The following is an 18,673-nucleotide window of genomic DNA, read 5'->3' as shown; positions in this document are numbered from 1 at the left end:
TAGCTCTTGCCCATGATCCACCTCCAAGAAAGGTGAATCACAAAACAGGCCACATGGGAATCACTTTGATTCGGGTTTCAGGCTCGGCGCTCTAAATAGCTCAAAAAATAATAGGAAAAGGCCCTATGACCCGGCCTGCATTCCGGTGCGGGGCAGATATTCAAAGTCCGATCCCTTCAGGCTGAAGCGCATCCCCGACCACACCCCCTGCGGCGAATAGGACAGCTTCAGGCGCACCTCACCCTCCATCGCCCACCAGCCGCCGCCCTCGGGGCGGACCGTAACATCCAGCGCATGGCCGTCCTGACTGTCAAACAGCGGGCGTCCGCTGACCAGCGCCGAAGTCCAGTAACTGGTCGGCACTGCATCGGCGGGCAGACGCAGCGGTCCGGCACTGCCGGTGCCACGCAGGCCGTCCGGCGTCGCCTGAACGGTGGCCTGCATCGCCGTGCCATTGTCGTCGGTCCGGCTGTCGAGACTGATCAGGCGGTCACCCTGCCAGATTTCGGTTGACCGGTGGCGGTAGGTGTAAAGCGTCAGAAACGCGAACGAGACATCCAGCGCGATGTCCACCTGCACCTCGGTGCGGTCACCGTCGGGGCGGACGCTGACCCGGTGATGGCCGATCGGTAGTCCGTCGCGGAACACCGTAAACGCGACACTGCGGTCCGGTCCGGCAGCCACCGCGTCCGCCACCGGCGCCATCACGGCCACAACCACCGCCAGCCCCCTGCACAGACTGCGCATCATCCGCCCTCCGTTTCCGTTCCGGCCCAAAACCGGCCTCATGGTCCGGTACGGTGTCTGCCCGGCAACGGATCAATGCGGGCGACCGGAAAAGCACCGGCCCGGGGATCTCTCCCCGGGCCGGAAATGCTCAGAACAGGACAGAACAGGCCGGTCAGGTCGGGAAAGCAAAGCTCGCTCCGGCGCGGATTCCGGTCGGCCAGCGGCTGGTGACGGTCTTCAGGCGGGTGTAAAAATGCACGCCTTCCGGCCCATAGATGCCATGGCTGCCAAAGCTGGACCGCTTCCAACCGCCGAAGCTGTGGTAAGCCACCGGCACCGGAATCGGCACGTTGACGCCGATCATCCCAACGTTGACCTGATTGACAAAGGCCCGGGCGCTGTCGCCGTCGCGGGTGAAGATGGCGGTGCCGTTGCCGTATTCATGGCGGCGGATCAGCCCGACCGCTTCATCAAAGCTGGCAGCCCGCACCACCGACAGCACCGGCCCGAAGATTTCCTCGCGGTAGATGCTCATGTCCGGGGTCACCCGGTCAAACAGCGATCCGCCAAGGAAGTAGCCGTTCTCATAGCCTTGCAGTTTCAGGCCCCGGCCATCAACCACCAGCTCCGCCCCTTCACGGACCCCGGCATCAATGTAGCCGGACACTTTGGCCAGATGCTGGGCGGTGACCAGCGGCCCCATGTCCGCCGCCGGATCGGTCGACGGACCGATCTTCAGGGCCCGGACGCGCGGGGTCAGGGCCTCGATCAGGGCATCGGCGGTCTTTTCACCGACCGGCACCGCCACCGACACCGCCATGCAGCGTTCCCCGGCGGAGCCATATCCGGCGCCCATCAGGGCGTCGGCGGCCTGATCGATATCGGCGTCCGGCATTACCAGCATGTGGTTCTTCGCCCCGCCCAGCGCCTGCACCCGCTTGCCGTGTGCCGTGCCGGTGGCATAGACGTATTCGGCGATCGGGGTGGAACCGACAAAGCTGACCGCCATCACATCCGGGTGGGTCAGCAGCGCATCAACCGCAGGCTTGCCGCCGTGCACCACCACCAGTGCCCCGTCCGGCACTCCGGCCTCATGCGCCAGCTGCACGATCAGGTTGGTGGCGGACGGATCGCGTTCCGACGGCTTCAGCACGAAGGTGTTGCCGCAGGCCAGCGCCATCGGGAACATCCACAGCGGCACCATCGCCGGGAAGTTGAACGGGGTGATCCCCGCCACCACCCCCAGCGCCTCGCGGGTGGAGAAGCTGTCGATATCCGGGCCGACATCGCGGCTGAACTCGCCCTTCAGCATCTGCGGGATGCCACAGGCAAATTCCACCACTTCCAGCCCGCGCTGCACCTCGCCCAAGGCATCGGGGTGGGTCTTGCCATGTTCAGCGCTGATGGCGCGGGCGATGGCATCGGCGTTCTTTTCCAGCAGATCCTTGTAGCGGAACATCACCCGCGCCCGCTTCAGCGGGGTCAGGGCCGACCACGCCGGAAAGGCAGCGGCGGCGGCGGCAACCGCCGCATCGACTTCCGCCTTACCGCCGGACAGGACCGCGCCGCTCTGCTCCCCGGTCGCCGGGTTATAGACGGGGGTCACCGGGGCACCGGCGGGGGGGACAAAGCCGGGAATCAGATGGCCGATCTGGGTCATGTCAGGGACTGCCTTTTTGACAGAGGAAGACGGGGAGACGATCACATCAAAAAATCATCAACAACGGTCAGCAGCCGGATCGGGATGTCCCTGTCGGCGGACCATCGCGGAACCCTCTCAGTTTCCACAAAAAACAGGGCCCGCAACAAGCCGTTTTCTTGCTGCGGGCCAACCCGTGACGACAACAGGACTTTTCGCCAAACCGTTAAAGATTCCGAAACAGCGTTAACAGCACCCGGCGGTCAGCGGTGGCCGCTGATCTCGGCATGCAGCGGTTTGGTGTCCTCGAAAGCCTGTTTCTGCTCCGCCGAGGCTTCGGTCTGATACTGGCGCTTCCAGTCCTCAAACGGCATGCCATAGATCGCCTGCCGGGCTTCGGCATCGGTCATCTCGACCCCGCGCTCCGTCGCGGCGGCCCGGTACCATTTGGACAGGCAGTTGCGGCAGAACCCGGCAAGGGTCATCAGGTCGATATTCTGCACGTCGGTGCGCTTCTGAAGATGGGCCACCAGCCCCCGGAAGGCGGCGGCCTCCAGTTCCAGCCGGGTCTGAGCATCGAGGGTCTTTTCAGTCATCGGGGACGGTCCTTATCCAACCGTTTAGATTTCCCCCTTAGTGTAGGGAGCGACAGAACGGGGGTAAAGGTGTGGACCGGATCAACATGCTCCGGCAGAAAACATCAAATTTATCCTATTGAGTTTTCAGAGCGGACCGCTACCCTCTCGCCACAGGCGGAAGGGCATACGCGAGGGGAGTTACAACGGTGACGGCAAAAACATTTTCCCGCCAGATCGGGCCGCTGGCCCGGCTGACCTGTGCAGTGCTGGCCACATCGGTGGCGGGCTGCGCCCTGAAACGGGATAACTATGATGTACCGCCGGTGCCGTTGCCGGAAACGTTCCTGAATCAGGGCCTGAATCAGGGCCCCACCGCCGGGTCTGACGGCACCGCAGGGGCGACCGATGCCGCAGCCGCCGCCGGAACGGCGGACAAGGCCAGCCCGGTCAATCCGGATCCGACCACCCCGCCGGTGACTGCCGAAACCCCGCAGACCCCGCTGGCCGAGGTGCTGCCGCAGTGGTGGCGGCTGTTCGGATCCAGCGAGCTTGATGTATTGATCGACCGCGCCCTGCGCCGCAACCACGATCTTCAGATGTCCACCCTGCGGGTGGAACAGGCGCAGGCCCGCTTCAAGCAGGCCGCCGCCGATGAACTGCCGACCCTGACCGCGCCGGTTTCTGCCGCCGTCGATGCACCGCCCAACGGCCTCGGCTCCGTCTCCAAGGGCGGAGACGTGGTGTCTGAACGCTCGTTCCGGCTCGGCCTGCGCACCGACTGGCGCGTTGACCTGTGGGGGGAACGCGCCGCCGCCGCCGATGCCGCCCGGCAGGCCCTGTGGCAGGCCACTTACGACCGCGACAACGTCCGCCGTCTGGTGGTCGGGCAGGTGGTCACCGCCTATTTCCAGTATCTGTCCCTGAACGACCGTTACCGGGTGGCGCAGGAAACCGAAACCTCCCAGACCGACATGCTGGGATCGGTTGAGCAGCGCTACACCGAAGGGGAAGCCACCGGCATCGAAATGCAGCAGCAGCGGGCGGCAGTCCGTTCCTCCCGCGCCACCCTGCCGACGCTGGACCTCCAGCGGGCGGAAACCCGGCACCGGCTGGCGGTGCTGGTCGGGATGACCCCGAGCGAACTGACCCTGTCCGACTCCGGTCTGGACTCGGTGACGGTGCCCGGCGTGGTGCCGGGGGTGCCGTCTTCCCTGCTGCTGCGCCGCCCGGATGTGCGTTCAGCGGAATCCGCCCTGCTGCTGGCCGATGCCAATATTGACGAAGCCCGGGCCCGGATCCTGCCATCGCTGGACCTGTCCGCCGGGGCTGGCACCGGTGCCAACCGCATCTCCGAACTGTTCCAGCCCTACAGCCTGATGTGGAACGGGCTGGCCAGCCTGACCGCCACCATTTTCGACTATGGCAAACGCCAGCGGCAGATTGATTACGCCCGCGCCCGCCATCAGGAACTGGTGGAAAGCTATGTCCGTGCCATCTATCAGGCGGTGCGCGATGTCGAGGATGCGCTGGCCGGGGTCCACTTCAATGCCCTGCGCCTGAAGGCCCAGACCGAAGCGCTGGAGGCCTCGAAGGCGGCGTGGGACTTCAGCCGCGAAAGCTACCGGGTCGGGGCCACCGACTATCAGACCATGCTGGACACCGAACGCACCTTCCGCAGCGATCAGGACTCGTTCCACCGCGACCGTCTGGACCGGGTGCAGTCAACCGTCAGCCTGTTCCTGTCCCTCGGCGGCGGCACCGGCGATGACCTGCCCCTGCCCGGCAGCGGCAAACGCCCGCCCCTGCCCGACACCAAACAGAGCGGCGTGGTACTGGCCTCCGCCCCGGCGGCGCAGGAGACCAAGGCGATCAACTGGACCGAAGACGCCAGCCCGCGTGGCTGGTCCGTAACGCTGGCGGCGGTGTTTGACCGCGCCGGGGTCGATGCGGCGTGGCGTGACCTGAAGGCCCAGCTCGGCAATGCCGCCGACGGCCTGACCGCCTATCCGCAGCAGCTCGGTCAGGTGGTCGGCGAGAAGGACGGGACGCTGAAGGACCGGATGACGTGGTTCCGCCTGCGGGTCTCCGGCCTGACCACCGAAGATGCCGCCAAGACCCTGTGCGGCCAGCTCGGCAAGGATGGCCGGGCCTGCACGGTCTCGGAAGAGTAAACACAACCGGACCGCGCCAGCAAAAAAAGCCCCCCGGTCCTGAAGCCGGGGGGCTCTGCTTTTGTCACCACAGGATCAGGATGCCAGAAAGTCCCGGATCAGGGTGATCTGGTCCGGCACATTCAGGGCCGGGGCATGGCCGACGCCGTCGATCTCCACCACCGCAGCCTGTGGCCCGCGGCGGCCCATCTCCTGCGCCCAGTCCGGCAGGATCAGGTCAGACTCCTTGCCCCGCAGCAGCAGGGTATGGGCGGTGATGGCGTCATACAGCGGCCACTGGTCATAATCGGTGGGATGGGAAACAAACTGCCGGACCATCTTCGGGTCATAATGCACCGTCACCCGGCCACCGTCGGTGCGGCGGGCCGAGGTTTCCGCCATCGACCGCCATTCGCTGTCACTCAGCCAGCCATAGGGGCGGTACACCGTGCGCAGGAACTGTTCCAGCTCGGTCAGCGTATCAAACTGCGGCGGATTTCCGGCATAGGTCAGAATCCGTTCAATCGCCGGAGCCGCCAGCTGCGGGGCGATGTCGTTGATCACCAGATGGCTGATGCGGTCGCGCAGGGTGCCCCCGGCCAGCCGGATCCCCAGCGCCCCGCCCATCGAGGTCCCCACCCAGCGCACCCGGTGCAGATCGAAGTGATCCAGCAGATCGGTGGCAATGGCGGCGTAAAAGCCCAGACAGTATTCCTCATCCGGCTTTTTCGACCACGCCGACAGGCCACGCCCGAGGGTATCGGGGGCGATGATGTGGTAGGTGTCGGACAGGGCCCGGGCCAGCGTGTCAAAATCACGCCCGGTGCGGGCCAGACCATGCCACATGACGATGGTTTCGTGGGCCGGATCGCCCCACTCGGTGACATGGATCTCATAGCCCCGGCAGAAGGCGTAACGGGACCGGGGCGGGCGGGTGTTGGGGCCCATATGGGTCATCGGATCCTCCATCATCGGGTCAGCGCCCGGCCCCGGTGCCGCGCAGGCGGCCCACCAGTCCGGTCGGGAAGAAATACACACTCAGGATAAACAGCACGCCCAGCCACAGCAGCCAGCGGTCCGGGGCAAACAGATTGGGCAGCACCGGCACCCCGGACAGGGCCGAACTCAGGCCCGCCATCAGGGTCTGGAGATAGTTCTGTGCCAGCACAAACAGGGTCGCCCCCACCACCGCGCCATACAGGGTGCCCATACCGCCGATCACCACCATCAGCAGGATATTGACCATGATATCCATCGACAGCGTGGTTTCCGGCCCGGTGTAACGGGCCCAGACCGCCATCATCACCCCGGCCAGCGCCGCCACCCCGGCGGCGATGCAGGAGGCCAGCGTGCGGTACAGCACCGTTTTGTATCCCAGCGCCTCGGCCCGGAATTCATTCTCGCGGATCGCCTGAAGCACCCGACCGAACGGAGAATTGACCAGCCGCAGCAGCCCGAGAAAGAGCACCACACTGACCGTCAGCACCAGATAGTAGGTCAGCAGCCGCCCATCGATGCGGACATCAAACACCTTGTCCTGCACCAGCCGGAAGGCCGGGGTCAGTTCGCGCGGCAGGCTGTAACTCAGCCCGTCCTCACCGCCGGTGATATGGAACAGCTGGCTGACCAGAATGGCAAAGGCCGAGGCCACCGCCAGCGTCACCATGGCAAAGAAGATCGCCCGCACCCGCAGACTGAACAGGGCAATCAGCAGCGCCAGCACCATCGCCGACACCACCCCCAGCGCCCCGCCGGTCAGCAGTGCCCCCCAGCCGGGGCCGACCTTGGCCAGCGCAATCGCCGCCCCGTAGGCCCCCATGCCGAAGAACACCGTATGGGCAAAGGACACCACCCCGGTATAGCCAAGCAGCAGGTCATAGCTGGCCACCAGCACGATGAAGACGCAGATCTTCGCCGCCGTATCCAGCGGCCGCGATCCCGGGAACAGGAACGGTGCCAGCAGCAGGGCCACCGCAATCACCAGCAGCAGGCCGGTCAGCCAACGGGAGCGGGGAAAATCCCCGGAAAACAGAGTGTTGAGCATGTCGTCGTCCCCCCCTCACCGGCCTTTGGCGACCGGCAGCAGCCCTTCCGGACGCCACATCAGGATCGCCACCATCAGCAGGATCGACGATCCCAGCGCCATTTTCGGGGCCAGATAGGCAACGTAGTTGTTCATCAGGCCCACCAGCAGCGCCCCGAGGAAGCAGCCTTCCACCGACCCCAGACCGCCGATGATGACGACAATGAACACCATCACCATCACGCTCATGCCCATGTGGGCGGTGATGACCTCCTCATACAGGCCCCACATCACCCCACCCAGACCGGCCAGCGCCGACCCGGCGATGAACACGGCGATAAACAGCCGGGTAATCGGGTAGCCGAGGGATTCCACCATCTCGCTGTTTTCCACCCCGGCCCGCACCAGCAGGCCGATCTTGGTGCGGGTCAGCACCCCGGTCATCACCGCAAAAATCGTCAGCCCGACCGCCACCGCCAGCAGGCGGTACTTTTCCAGCACCACATCGCCGAAGGTCAGCGCCCCTTTCAGGGTTTCCGGGCGGGGAATCGGAATCGCATCCGGCCCCCACACCACATAGATCAGCTGCTCCACCACGATCAGCCCCCCCATGGTGATCAGGATCTGTTTCAGGTGGTTGCCATAGACCGGCATCACCACCAGCCGTTCAAACACGTAGCCGAACAGCCCGGTGACCACCATGCCGATGATCGCCCCGGCCAGCACCGCCGCCAGATTGACCGCCAGCGAAGCCGACTCCATCCACGGCCCCAGCGCCGCCATCACGCTGACGCCGACGAAGGCCCCCAGCGAGATGAAGGCCCCGTGCCCGAAGTTCAGCACGTCCATCAGCCCGAATACCAGCGTCAGGCCGGAGGCCATGATGAACACCATCATCCCCATTGCCAGCCCGGCCAGCGTCAGGGTGATCCAGGTCGGCACCGATCCGACCCCGGCCAGTGCCAGCAGCATCAGCGCGGCAATCAGCAGCAGGCCGGAGCGCCGCGCCCCATCCCCGCCGCGCAGGCGGGCCAGCACAGTCTGAAGAGATCCACTCATTGGTGCATATCCATGCTGAGGCCGAGGAGTCGCTCCTGCAAGGCCTTGTCCGCCGCCAGATCGGCCATCAGGCCGCGATGGACGATCCGCCCGTCATCCATCACCGCCACCGTGTCCCCCACCGCCCGCGCCATGGCAAAATTCTGTTCCACCATCAGGATGGTGGCCCCGAAGCTTTTCAGTTGCAGGATGGCGCTGGTCAGGGCCGACACAATCGCCGGGGCCAGCCCCTTGGTCGGTTCGTCAATCAACAGCAGACGCGACGGCTCAATCACCGCCCGGGCAATGGCCAGCATCTGCTTCTGGCCGCCGGACAGCGACCCGGCCGGGCTTTTCCAGAACTTCTTCAGGGCCGGAAACACCTCGAACAGCCAGTCCAGCCGGGCGGTGTCCATCGGGCCGCTGCGGGCGGCGAGATGCATGTTTTCCTGCACCGTCAGCGCCCCGAAAATTCCCATGTTTTCCGGCACGTAGGAAATGCCGCGCCGGGCGATATCCGGGGTGGCAACCCCGTTCAGCGGCTCCCCGCCAAAACGGATCTCACCGCGCGAGGCCTGCCACAGCCCCATGATGGTGCGCATGGTGGTGGTCTTGCCTGCCCCGTTGCGCCCCAGCAGCATGGTCAGCTGGCCTTCGGGGATGTCCAGATCCACCCCCTGAAGGATATGGTACTGCCCGATATGGGTATGCACCCCGGACAGCGACAGCAGCGGCGGGCGCTGCATCGGGCTGTTCCCGTCAGACATGGTCAGCCACTCCCGTGCCCAGATAGGCTTCCTGCACGATGGGGGAGGACATCACCTCTTCCGGCGCGCCGTCGGCGACCAGATACCCGTTGTGCAGCACGATGATGCGGTCCGCCAGCGACCGGATCACATCCATCTTGTGTTCCACCAGCAGGATGGTCTTGCTGGTGTCGGCCTTGATCTGGCGGATCAGGTCAAGGATCACCGGGGCCTCGTCAACGCTCATCCCGGCGGTGGGTTCATCAAACATCAGGATGTCGCGCTCCAGCGCCAGCATCATCCCGACTTCCAGCTTGCGCTTGTTGCCATGTGACAGGGTGGCGGCCACCGCCCCGGCGCGGTCGAGCAGACCGACCCGGGCCAGCACATGTTCCGCCTGCTCGATCAGCTCCACATGACGGCTGGCCATGGAAAACAGGCTGAACCCGTGGGCGCTGCGTGCCTGCACCGCCAGCCGGACATTCTCCAGCACACTCAGGTTGGGGAACAGGTTGGTCAGCTGAAAGGCCCGGCCAATGCCGCGCTCGGTCCGGCGCGGGGCGGGAAAGCGGGTGACGTCCTCGCCATTGACGAAGACACGGCCGCCGGTGGCCTTCAGCTGCCCGGAAATCAGGTTGAAATAGGTGGTTTTTCCCGCTCCGTTCGGGCCGACAATGGCCGTCAGGGTGCCCCGGTGAAAGGCACAGGTGACATCGTTGACCGCCACATGCCCGCCAAAGCGGATGGTCAGCCCCTCTGTCGCCAGAACAGGATGTTCGGCATGGGTCATGGATCGCGCCTTTCCGGTGCTGTCAGAACACGGAGGAAGCCGCCACCGGGGTGAGACGCCCCCACCCCGGCGGCGGAGCGGCATCAGCGCTTGTTCAGCACCGGAACCGCCATATCCTCCACCTTCAGCACCCGCACCAGATCGGGGATGCCCCAGGCGACATCATCCTTGGCCCGGATGCGGAAATGGTACATTTCCTGAAGGGCCTGATGGTCTTCCTTGCGGAACTGCATGGTTCCCTTTGGGGTGTCGAAAGACATCCCTTCCATGGTCTTGATCAGGGTTTCGCCATCGGCCTTGCCCTTGCTGGCCTTCAGGGCGGTGACAATGGCACTGGCCGCCGCAAAGCCCCCGGCGGTGAAGAAGTCCGGCGGGCTGTTGAAGCGCTTCTGATGCTCGGTGATCAGCCAGTCGTTCATCGGGTTCTTCGGGATTTCGTAGTAGTAATACGTCGCCCCTTCCATCCCCGGAATATCCTTATAGGCCGCCATCGCCGGCAGGATGTTGCCGCCGCTGGCCAGCTTGATGTCCAGCCGTTCCGGAGCCATCGCCTTCAGCTTGCCGATCGGGTTGTTGCCACCGGCCCAGATGACGAACACGATCCGGTCGCCTTTCTGATCCTTCAGGGCATCAAACACCCGCTGACCGGAGGCGGTGAAATCCTTGGTGTCGGTCGGCACGTATTCTTCGTGCACGATCTCAGCCCCGGTGCTTTTCAGGGCATCGCGGAAGGCGGCGACACCGTCCCGGCCAAAGGCATAATCCTGCGCCAGCGTGGCGATCTTCACCCCCGGCTTGCCCAGCGCCACCGCATTGGCAATGGCATCCTGCGAAGAATTGCGGCCGGTGCGGAACACAAAGCGGTTCCAGTTGGCCCCGGTGATGCTGTCGGCCACCGCCGGTTCCACCACCAGCACCTTGCCGAATTCCTGCGCCACCGGCAGCATCGCCAGCGCCACCCCGCTGGACACCGGGCCAACGGCGATATCGGCATCATCATCGCCAAAGGCTTCGGCCAGCATCGCCTTGCCGACGTCGGGCTTGCCCTGCGTATCTTTTTCGATCACCTGAAGTTTCTTTCCGGCCACTTCCAGAGTGCCGCCGGTCAGATATTCCAGCCCCAGCATCAGGCCGGTGGAAGACTGCTTGGCATAGGCTTCCAGCGGGCCGGTCTTGTCATAGACATGGGCGATTTTCAGGGTATCGGCAGCGCTGGCGGCAACACTGCCAGCGGCCAGCAGCGCGGCGGCCAGTGTCAGGCGCACGGCATGGGGCATCACCCCCGTCAGGCGGGTCTTAAGCATCCGGAATGTCCTCCCATGGTTCCGGCCTTACCCCCGCAGGGGCAGGCCAAGCCCGATAGCCGGGTCTTACCCCGGCCCTACGCAAAGGCCATGCCAGAGAGGACCGGAACAGAAAACCAAGGAGTTGTGCGGTTCCCTGCCCTGTAAAACCGGACAGATCGCCACCCGGACCTGTCCTGAATTCCGGACACTTAAGGCTCATTCAAATCTAATCTTTTGTTTTTAAATATTATTCAGACAGTGTCCGCTTTTCCGGACACTGCCGACCCGTCCGGAAAAGCGGACACATCGCCCGGAACATCGCCCGGTGCGGGCCGCAGGCAGCCGGGCATCAACATCCGGACCAACGGCGCGGTCAGCGTGGTGGAGACCAGCGCCAGCATCACCAGCGCCGCATAGGCGGTGGCGGTCAGCAGGCCGCTTTTCAGCAGCAGGGTGGCGGCAACAATCTCCATCAGCCCCTTGCACTGGAGGAACACGCCCAGAGTCAGGCGACGGTGACGGGACAGCCCGGGCAGCGGCGGCACCATCTGAATCGCGGCAATCTTGCTGACCATCGACACCGCCAGCAGCAGGACCACCCAGCCCAGCACATCCGGCGTCAGCAGGCGCGGATCAATCTCCAGCCCCCGATGCCCGAAGAACAGCGGGGCGAACCCCAGCAGAGCGACCCGCCCGATGGTCTGTTCCGGCAGGCGCGCCGCCCAAGGAGCAGGCAGGATCATACCGGCATAATAAGCGCCCAGCACCGCATGCAGGCCCAGCTGCGCCGTGGCCAGAGACGAGACCGCCAGCACTGCCGCCGCCGCCCCCCACACCATCAGTGGCCGGGCCGGATCGGCGACCCGGCCGGTCAGGCGGCGGGCCTGCCCAAGCAGCGCCAGCAGGGCCAGCACGCCGACCGCCACCAGATCGGCGGAGCCGAACCCGCCGGTCACGGCCTGCGACCGCCCCAGCGCCATCAGCAGACCAAGGCCCAGCCACAACGCCATGTCATCCAGGGCCGCCACCCGTACCGCCACCGCCCCCAGCGGACGCAGACCGGCAGGCAGTTCCCGCAGCAGAGCCACCAGCACCGGCAGGGCACTGACCGCCAGACACAGGCCGATGGCCGCCGCAGCCAGCCCCGGCGACAGACCGGCAGGCAACCAGCCCTCCGCCACGGACAGCAGACCCCACGCCAGCAGGGTGCCTGCCCCAAACGGCAGGGCCAGCGCCACGGCGGCGGAGTGCAGGATCCGGCCCGGCGACAGCGCGGACACCACGATCGCCCCCGGCGTCAGGTGGCCGGGATCGCGGCCTTCCAGACCGGCGGAAAACGCCAGTAGGATCACCCCCAGCATGCCAAGGGCATCCCCGGCCTCCGTCGGTGGCAGGAACTCCGGCCCGCGCTGACCGCTCAGCACCGCCAGAGCCGCCACCGCCAGACCGATCAGCACCGGCACCACCGCCAGCGGCACCACCGGCCGCACCAGCCGCCACACCAGCAGCGGCAGCAGCAGGAAAACGGCAAGATCGGTCAGAAAGGGCAGCATCGGGACGGTTTCCCCTGTTGAGCCCTCTGGGTCTGGGGCCCCTGACGTTACACCACCGGATCAGCTTCGGAGAAATGCTTGGACAGCAGATCCAGCGCCTGATGTTCGGTCAGGCCCGCCGCCATCATATCCCGCTTCATCTCCTCCCGCCGCTGGCTGTGCGCCCGCTGGGCCGGATCGCTGCCGGGATAGACCGCCTCTTCATGGATCTCGAAGTGGAACGGGTTGGCCGGGGTCTCCGTCACAGAATAGGACAGTTCCTCGGCGATGCTGTTATCGCGGTGGAAGGTCAGCACCTTCGGGCGCAGGCCATACAGCTCCTGCGGCTGCACATAGCTGGAGGCGGCAATGATCACCTCATCCCCGGCCTGACAGGTGCGGGCCGCCGCCCCGTTAAGGATGCAGCAGCGGGATCCCGGTTCCCCGAAAATCACATAGGTGGAGATGCGGGCCCCGCTGGCCTTGTTCCAGATCTCGACGAATTCCAGCGGATAGATCCCGGCCCGCAGGCAGATTTCCGGGTCAAGGGTGATCGAGCCATGATAATGCAGCTCGGCATTGGTGACCCACAGGCCATGCAGTTTGGCCCGGACAACTTTGATCATCGTCAGCAGTCCCTGAAGGGAAAAACAGAAAAACAGCCTCTCCCCTACCCGATTTCAGGCAACAGCGCCAGAGCCGGTAAAACCCGCAGAAATCCTGCCGCTCCCTGCCCCGCCGGGGTCAGTCGGACAGGCCGTGTGCCGCCAGCTTTTCATAGAACTGAGCGCGGGAAATGCCGAGCAGCCGCGCCGCCTGACTGCGCACCCCACCCGCCGCCGTCAGGGCAGCACGGATCGCCTCCTGCTCCGCTGCCGCCAGCACATCACGCAGCGGCCGAACCGCGCCAACCCCGCTCACCGCCTCCGTCGCGGGCCGGAGCGGCGCCGATGGAACGGCCGCCGGTGGTCTCTCCGGCAGCAGGCCGGTGAAATCGGCCAGATCCAGCACTTCGGCATCACTGCCGGCCACCGCCTGCTCCAGCACGTTGCGCAGCTCCCGCACATTGCCCGGCCAGCCATGCGCCGCCAGACGCTCCAGCCCGGCCACCGACACCGTGCGTGGCGGACCACCGGACCGGGTGGCAATGTCTTCCAGCAGGGTATCGCACAGCAAGGGCAGGTCTTCCCGCCGGTCCCGCAGCGGCGGGGCATGCAGCGGCAGCACATTCAGGCGGTAATACAGGTCGGCCCGGAACTGCCCGGCCTCCACCATTGCCTTCAGGTCCCGGCTGGTGGCGCTGATCACCCGCACATCAACCGGGATCACCGTATTGGCCCCCAGCGGCTCGATCTCCTGTTCCTGAAGCACCCGCAGCAGCTTGGTCTGCAACGGCACCGGCATGTCGCCGATTTCATCCAGAAACAGGGTCCCACCGTCGGCCAGCCGGACCTTGCCTTCCCGCCCCTTGCGGTCGGCCCCGGTATAGGCCCCGGGGGCCGCCCCGAACAGTTCAGCCTCCAGCAGTCCTTCCGGGATCGCCGAGACATTGATGCGCACCATCGGTTTCCCTGCCCGGGCGGAGGCGGCGTGGATGCCATGCGCCAGCAGTTCCTTGCCGACCCCGGTTTCCCCGGTGATCAGCACCGGGGCATCCCGTTCGGCAGCCCGCCGGGCTTTCAGCTTCAGGGTCCGCACCGCCTCCGATGCCCCGGCATACATGGCCAGACTGTACTTGGCAGCCCGGCTGCGGGCCAGTTCCCTGCGGGCGGTGTCGAGATCACTTTGCAGGGTCTGGAAGCGGTCCACCAGTGGCCGCAGGGAATTGAGACGGTCATAGAGAATGACCCCCATTGCCCCGATCAGGCGGCCATCCTCCTGCAACAGCGGCAGGCGCGAAACCGTCAGCTGGCGGCGGCCAAGGGGAATGATATCCAGCAGATCGGCCCGGCCGGTTTCCAGCACCCGGCTCATCTGGCTGTGCGGCAACACCTCGTCAATCGGCTGGCCTTCAATGGCCTCGGTACCGTTCCAGCCGATCAGGGCCTTGAACTTGTGGTTCATCCAGGTAACCCGGCCACCGGTATCGACGGCAAAGGCCCCCTCATAAAGGCTGTCGAACAGCTCTGACAGGGCGCGGGCGGCATAACGCCGGACTTCGGCTTCGGTCATGCGGCGCGGCACCGGATCCATCCCGCGTCAGAAACTCTTCCCATGGCGTGGCCCTCCCTGCCGGGCAGACGGATCACCCGCCGGGGACCGAAGATACGGAAGGCCGCCTGCAACCACAAGGTTTGATCACCGCCCGTCGGGCTGATCCCCGGCCTCTTCCGCCACCGGTTCTGGCCGGGCACTGGGGCACCACAGCATCCACGAGGCACTGCCCAGCATCACCGCCGCAATCGCCGCCACCGCCAGCCCCGGCACCGATGACCATACCGTCAGGTAGGTCAGGGACACCGCCATCATGCCGATGGCGGCAACTTTCGCATGCCGGGGGATCACCCGGTGACGCTGCCAGTTGCGCAGCAGGGGGCCGAACAGGCGGTGCTGCTCCAGCCACAGGGCCCAGCGGCGGCTGCCTTTGTGAAAGGCCCAGGCCGCCAGCAGCAGAAACGGCGTGGTCGGCAGGCCGGGTAGGATCACCCCCAGCACGGCCAGCGCCATAAACCCCCAGCCGAGTACGATCCACAGCAAACGCATCACCGTGTCCTCCGGCGGCAGATCACAGACCCTTGATGGTCGCGGAAAACGCCCCCGGTGTCCATGGGCTAGCACCATCCACCATCATACAGTTCCGCCGCCGGGCGGGAGCCACGGCGGCGGAGCCGGATCAGCCTTAGCTGAGGATATTAATCATATAGGCATGGAACGGAATGGCGACGATATCAACCAGCACCGCACCACACAGCGGCACGATCATCAGTGCCCGGGGCGAGGCCAGACCAAACCGCTGGGCCATGGCACTCATATTGGCGATGGCATTGGGGGTGGCCCCCAGACCATGCCCGATCAGACCGGCGCACATCACCGCCGCATCGTAGTTCCGCCCCAGCAGACGGAACACCACAAAGGCCGCCAGCAGAAGCAGGGCCAGAACCTGTGCCGCCAGAACCACCATCAGCGGCAGCGCCAGATCATAGAGTTCCCAGATTTTCAGCGTCATCATCGCCATGGTCAGGAACACCCCCAGCGTCAGGTCGGACAGGGCATCCAGCGCCTTGGTGTTCAGACGGATCAGGCCCAGACCATCGTTGAGATTACGGGCCAGAATCGCCGCCACCATCGCCCCGACATAGGCCGGAAGCACAAAGGCGGTCGCCTGCTGCACCCAGCCGGACAGCAACGCCCCGATCACCATCAGCACCAGCACAAGACCGGTCATACCGATCAGGGACTGGCTGGTGACACTGACATCCTCGTCATGGTCATGGAATGCCGGAGCGGCGGATTTCACGTCAACGGCGGCGATTTCCACACGATGCCGCCGGACCAGCCACGCCCCCAGCGGCCCGCCGAGCAGGCTGCCCGACACCAGACCGAAGGTGGCGGCCGTAATGGCCACGGTGGTTGATCCGGGATGCCCCATTTGCTCCGCCATCGGGCCGAAGGCCGCAGCCCCGCCGTGCCCGCCCAGCAGCGAGACCGCCCCGGCCATCACCCCCTGCACCGGATCAAGACCGACCAAAGAGGCAACCAGCGGACCGAAGGTGTTCTGAAACAGCGCCACCGTCCAGCAGACGCCGAGATAGACGAACAGAATCACCCCGCCGGTCCGCAGCAGCGCGATGCTGCCGCCGATCCCGACCGTGGTGAAAAAGGCCACCATAAACGGGGTCTGCAACGCTGTATTGAACATGATCTTCACCAGTCCGGTTTCCCGGAACACCAGCATCAGCAGCGCCATTCCAAAACCACCGATCACCGGAGCCGGAATGCAGAACCTCTCCAGAAAACCGACCCGCCGTTTAATCACCTGCCCCAGCAGCAACAGCAGAACGGCCAGCGCCGTGGTCTGCACGGCATCAAGGCTGATCTCAATCATGATACGATCCCTCCTGTTATCATCTCATTCTTCCCCTGTGCGGGCCTTTTACCGGTACAGGTCATGCACCAGCCGGGCCGCCAGACGGGCGGTATGGCCATCCTGATCAAAGCGGGGATTCAGTTCCGCGATATCCGCCAGCCGCAGCCGCCCGCTGGCCCGGATCCGCCCGATCAGGGCCTCCACCACCGGCACCGCCACCCCGCAGGCCGCCGGGGCACTGACCCCGGGGGCCTGTCCGGCCGGAAACACATCCAGATCAATGCTCAGGTACAGGTGGTCACAGTCGGCCATAAACGCGTCTACGGCCTGCTCCGCTTCCGGCAGACGCCAGCCGGTCAGGACCCCGTCACTGATCCACTGCACCCCCAGACGGCGGGCCGTGGCATACAGCGCGCCGGTGTTTCCGGTTTCCGCCACCCCCAGACACAGATACCGGAATGGCCAGCCCCGGGCGGCGCAGCGGTCGGCAATCTGGGCAAACGGCGTGCCCGAGGTGCTTTCCCCGGCCTGCCGCAGATCAAAATGCGCATCGAAATTGATGATCCCGATGCGGGGGGCCTCCGCCGGGGTCCCCAGAAACTGCTCCAGACCGCAGAAGGTGGCATAGGCCACCTCGTGCCCGCCGCCAACGACGACAGGAAACTGGCCATTCTCCAGAAGACGGGCCACCTGCCGGGCGGCGGCCTGCTGGGCCACCTCAAGCTGACCGTCATGGCACAGCACGTCCCCGGCATCCCACAGCGGACGGGTCCCATGGACCGGCACCCCGGCCAGCGCCCGGCGCAACGCCGCAGGCCCGTCCGCCGCACCGGGACGGCCCTGATTGCGGCGCACGCCTTCATCACTGGCCAGCCCCAGAAGCGTCACCCCGGGGGCGGACCGCTCCGTCCACGGGCCAACCACCTGATGCCAGCGCCGGGCCAGATCCCCTTCAGAGTCAATACGTCCGCTCCAGCGGCCCATGTCCGGCGCCACATGCATTCCGTTTCAGTCCTTCAAGCAAAAATGTCAGTCGACGGTCAGCGCCGCGCTGATCCGGTTTGCCGCCCGCAGGGTCAGGCTGATCAGGCGGTCACGGTCCTGATGGCCCCGACCGGAAGGAGCCATCAGGGTCAGGGCCCCGGCCAGACGCCCGGCCCCGGCCAGCAGCGGGGCACAGACACCCCACACCCCGGGATCCAGCATGCTGTCACTTTCGGCATAGCCCTGCTGACGCACCTGTTCCAGCAGGGCCGCCTCCCCATCCGGATGAGGATACGCCTCCAGCGCCACCTGCCGCTGGCTTTCGGGCATAAAAGCCAGCAGGGTCATGGCCGTTGCCCCTTTTGACAGGGGCTGACCTTTCCCCGGCGCAAAGGCACAGCGCAGGGTCTGGCGGCTTTCAATCATATCAATACAGATTGCCTGATAGTGGGTTGCCACCATCAGCGCCACCGTCTCGCCACTGCTTTCCGCCAGCCGGACCATCTCCGGACGCGCCTGCAACACCAGCGCATTCCGGTCCTGAAACTGCATCGACAACTGTAGGCACAGGGGCCCGGCGGTATAGCGCCCGGTCTGCCCCAACTCCACCACCAGCCCCCAGCGCATCAGCACCGCAATGTGGCGGTAGGTGCTGGACAGCGGCATATCCAGTGTCGCGGCCAGCCCCCGCACCGTCAGGGCGGTTGGCGCTGCGGCAATCTGTTGCAGGATCAGGAACGCCCGTTCCGGCATCGGGCAGGACGGTGCAGGCATGGTCTCTCCCTCTGGCTGGCGGCGTCTGTCGAGATACGACTTTAATCCGCACACCAACGGCCAGAAAAGATATCGATCCCATATTACGGGAAAATAATTTTGCGACCCGGCATATTTACTGCTGCAATTCCTAGTAAACGGGAATACCGAAACAAATCACCCCCAACAGCACCCGCCGCAAGAGATCACTCCGCCATAAAACAACCGGCTCCCCGAGATCGGAAAGCCGGTTGGTCTCATCGTTCCCCGTCTCGGTACAGAGTCGGGGCAATCCTCATCTCAGCTGAAAACGCTTGTCTTATGAATTTCCGTGCCGATAGGCGACAAAGGAACAGCTGGGAGAGGGTAGCAGCCCTCTCCCAGCGGCGAGGGTCGGA

17 protein-coding genes are annotated in these 18,673 nt (G+C 65.3%); 1 reads left to right on the top strand and 16 read right to left on the bottom strand.

The window, feature by feature from the left end; translation table 11 throughout:
• Nucleotides 1–123: 123 nt before the first annotated feature.
• The 3 genes from FHS48_RS19445 to FHS48_RS19435 form a co-directional block, all read right to left on the bottom strand.
• Nucleotides 124–750, bottom strand: coding sequence for a DUF6134 family protein (locus tag FHS48_RS19445; protein WP_184266530.1), 627 nt, complete (start codon nucleotides 748–750; stop codon nucleotides 124–126).
• A 151-nt stretch (nucleotides 751–901) separates the two neighbouring features.
• On the bottom strand, nucleotides 902–2,389 hold the full coding sequence (locus FHS48_RS19440; RefSeq protein ID WP_184266527.1) for a CoA-acylating methylmalonate-semialdehyde dehydrogenase: 1,488 nt from the start codon (nucleotides 2,387–2,389) through the stop codon (nucleotides 902–904).
• 242 nt (nucleotides 2,390–2,631) lie between these two features.
• Nucleotides 2,632–2,964 (bottom strand): DUF1244 domain-containing protein, encoded by a 333-nt coding sequence (locus tag FHS48_RS19435; RefSeq protein ID WP_184266524.1) that lies wholly within the window; start codon nucleotides 2,962–2,964, stop codon nucleotides 2,632–2,634.
• Nucleotides 2,965–3,152: 188 nt separating this feature from the next.
• Between FHS48_RS19435 and FHS48_RS19430 the strand changes: the two genes are divergently transcribed.
• Nucleotides 3,153–5,117, top strand: a complete 1,965-nt coding sequence (locus FHS48_RS19430; protein WP_184266521.1) for an efflux transporter outer membrane subunit — start codon at nucleotides 3,153–3,155, stop codon at nucleotides 5,115–5,117.
• Nucleotides 5,118–5,192: 75 nt separating this feature from the next.
• On the opposite strand, the gene FHS48_RS19425 is transcribed toward FHS48_RS19430, so the two are convergent.
• From FHS48_RS19425 to FHS48_RS19365, 13 genes are all read right to left on the bottom strand, one after another.
• Nucleotides 5,193–6,053 carry an alpha/beta fold hydrolase gene (locus FHS48_RS19425; RefSeq protein WP_260402604.1) on the bottom strand — a complete coding sequence of 287 codons (861 nt, stop codon included), beginning with the start codon at nucleotides 6,051–6,053 and terminating at the stop codon, nucleotides 5,193–5,195.
• Between the two features lie 19 nt (nucleotides 6,054–6,072).
• Nucleotides 6,073–7,140: a branched-chain amino acid ABC transporter permease gene (locus FHS48_RS19420; protein ID WP_184266518.1), complete on the bottom strand. Its 1,068-nt coding sequence runs from the start codon at nucleotides 7,138–7,140 to the stop codon at nucleotides 6,073–6,075.
• A 15-nt stretch (nucleotides 7,141–7,155) separates the two neighbouring features.
• Nucleotides 7,156–8,178, bottom strand: a complete 1,023-nt coding sequence (locus FHS48_RS19415; RefSeq protein WP_184266515.1) for a branched-chain amino acid ABC transporter permease — start codon at nucleotides 8,176–8,178, stop codon at nucleotides 7,156–7,158.
• On the bottom strand, nucleotides 8,175–8,924 hold the full coding sequence (locus FHS48_RS19410) for an ABC transporter ATP-binding protein (protein ID WP_221443614.1): 750 nt from the start codon (nucleotides 8,922–8,924) through the stop codon (nucleotides 8,175–8,177). The genes FHS48_RS19415 and FHS48_RS19410 overlap by 4 nt, the downstream gene beginning before the upstream one ends.
• Nucleotides 8,917–9,693, bottom strand: a complete 777-nt coding sequence (locus tag FHS48_RS19405) for an ABC transporter ATP-binding protein (RefSeq protein WP_184266512.1) — start codon at nucleotides 9,691–9,693, stop codon at nucleotides 8,917–8,919. Before FHS48_RS19405 ends, FHS48_RS19410 begins: the two co-directional genes overlap by 8 nt.
• An 83-nt stretch (nucleotides 9,694–9,776) precedes the next feature.
• Nucleotides 9,777–10,997 carry a substrate-binding domain-containing protein gene (locus FHS48_RS19400; protein ID WP_221443613.1) on the bottom strand — a complete coding sequence of 407 codons (1,221 nt, stop codon included), beginning with the start codon at nucleotides 10,995–10,997 and terminating at the stop codon, nucleotides 9,777–9,779.
• A 233-nt stretch (nucleotides 10,998–11,230) separates the two neighbouring features.
• On the bottom strand, nucleotides 11,231–12,532 hold the full coding sequence (locus FHS48_RS19395; protein WP_184266509.1) for a cation:proton antiporter: 1,302 nt from the start codon (nucleotides 12,530–12,532) through the stop codon (nucleotides 11,231–11,233).
• A gap of 47 nt (nucleotides 12,533–12,579) precedes the next feature.
• Nucleotides 12,580–13,137, bottom strand: a complete 558-nt coding sequence (locus tag FHS48_RS19390; RefSeq protein WP_184266506.1) for an aspartate 1-decarboxylase — start codon at nucleotides 13,135–13,137, stop codon at nucleotides 12,580–12,582.
• 118 nt (nucleotides 13,138–13,255) lie between these two features.
• Complete coding sequence (locus FHS48_RS19385) at nucleotides 13,256–14,683, bottom strand: sigma-54 interaction domain-containing protein (protein ID WP_221443612.1); 1,428 nt, start codon at nucleotides 14,681–14,683, stop codon at nucleotides 13,256–13,258.
• 126 nt (nucleotides 14,684–14,809) lie between these two features.
• Nucleotides 14,810–15,214 (bottom strand): YbaN family protein, encoded by a 405-nt coding sequence (locus FHS48_RS19380; protein WP_184266499.1) that lies wholly within the window; start codon nucleotides 15,212–15,214, stop codon nucleotides 14,810–14,812.
• 136 nt (nucleotides 15,215–15,350) lie between these two features.
• Complete coding sequence (gene gltS / locus FHS48_RS19375; protein WP_184266496.1) at nucleotides 15,351–16,556, bottom strand: sodium/glutamate symporter; 1,206 nt, start codon at nucleotides 16,554–16,556, stop codon at nucleotides 15,351–15,353.
• 48 nt (nucleotides 16,557–16,604) lie between these two features.
• The gene (hutG, locus tag FHS48_RS19370) at nucleotides 16,605–17,540 is read right to left on the bottom strand and encodes a formimidoylglutamase (protein WP_184266493.1); all 936 of its coding nucleotides are present in this window, start codon (nucleotides 17,538–17,540) and stop codon (nucleotides 16,605–16,607) included.
• Nucleotides 17,541–17,567: 27 nt separating this feature from the next.
• Nucleotides 17,568–18,296: an IclR family transcriptional regulator gene (locus FHS48_RS19365; RefSeq protein ID WP_184266490.1), complete on the bottom strand. Its 729-nt coding sequence runs from the start codon at nucleotides 18,294–18,296 to the stop codon at nucleotides 17,568–17,570.
• Between the last annotated feature and the right edge of the window lie 377 nt (nucleotides 18,297–18,673).

This window comes from Novispirillum itersonii (assembly GCF_014205675.1).
In the GTDB taxonomy this organism is placed as follows: Bacteria; Pseudomonadota; Alphaproteobacteria; order Rhodospirillales; family Rhodospirillaceae; genus Novispirillum; species Novispirillum itersonii_A.
The sequence above is the reverse complement of the archived record's forward strand: the minus strand, read 5'-3'. Positions and strand labels throughout refer to the sequence as shown.

Excerpts from the sequence above, each read along its gene's own strand:
- FHS48_RS19445 (WP_184266530.1), bottom strand. The coding sequence starts at position 750 with ATGATGCGCAGTCTGTGCAGGGGGCTGGCGGTGGTTGTGGCCGTGATG.
- FHS48_RS19440 (WP_184266527.1), bottom strand. The coding sequence starts at position 2,389 with ATGACCCAGATCGGCCATCTGATTCCCGGCTTTGTCCCCCCCGCCGGT.
- FHS48_RS19435 (WP_184266524.1), bottom strand. The coding sequence starts at position 2,964 with ATGACTGAAAAGACCCTCGATGCTCAGACCCGGCTGGAACTGGAGGCC.
- FHS48_RS19425 (WP_260402604.1), bottom strand. The coding sequence starts at position 6,053 with ATGACCCATATGGGCCCCAACACCCGCCCGCCCCGGTCCCGTTACGCC.
- FHS48_RS19420 (WP_184266518.1), bottom strand. The coding sequence starts at position 7,140 with ATGCTCAACACTCTGTTTTCCGGGGATTTTCCCCGCTCCCGTTGGCTG.
- FHS48_RS19415 (WP_184266515.1), bottom strand. The coding sequence starts at position 8,178 with ATGAGTGGATCTCTTCAGACTGTGCTGGCCCGCCTGCGCGGCGGGGAT.
- FHS48_RS19410 (WP_221443614.1), bottom strand. The coding sequence starts at position 8,924 with ATGTCTGACGGGAACAGCCCGATGCAGCGCCCGCCGCTGCTGTCGCTG.
- FHS48_RS19405 (WP_184266512.1), bottom strand. The coding sequence starts at position 9,693 with ATGACCCATGCCGAACATCCTGTTCTGGCGACAGAGGGGCTGACCATC.
- FHS48_RS19400 (WP_221443613.1), bottom strand. The coding sequence starts at position 10,997 with ATGCTTAAGACCCGCCTGACGGGGGTGATGCCCCATGCCGTGCGCCTG.
- FHS48_RS19395 (WP_184266509.1), bottom strand. The coding sequence starts at position 12,532 with ATGCTGCCCTTTCTGACCGATCTTGCCGTTTTCCTGCTGCTGCCGCTG.
- FHS48_RS19390 (WP_184266506.1), bottom strand. The coding sequence starts at position 13,137 with ATGATCAAAGTTGTCCGGGCCAAACTGCATGGCCTGTGGGTCACCAAT.
- FHS48_RS19385 (WP_221443612.1), bottom strand. The coding sequence starts at position 14,683 with ATGACCGAAGCCGAAGTCCGGCGTTATGCCGCCCGCGCCCTGTCAGAG.
- FHS48_RS19380 (WP_184266499.1), bottom strand. The coding sequence starts at position 15,214 with ATGCGTTTGCTGTGGATCGTACTCGGCTGGGGGTTTATGGCGCTGGCC.
- gltS (WP_184266496.1), bottom strand. The coding sequence starts at position 16,556 with ATGATTGAGATCAGCCTTGATGCCGTGCAGACCACGGCGCTGGCCGTT.
- hutG (WP_184266493.1), bottom strand. The coding sequence starts at position 17,540 with ATGCATGTGGCGCCGGACATGGGCCGCTGGAGCGGACGTATTGACTCT.
- FHS48_RS19365 (WP_184266490.1), bottom strand. The coding sequence starts at position 18,296 with ATGCCTGCACCGTCCTGCCCGATGCCGGAACGGGCGTTCCTGATCCTG.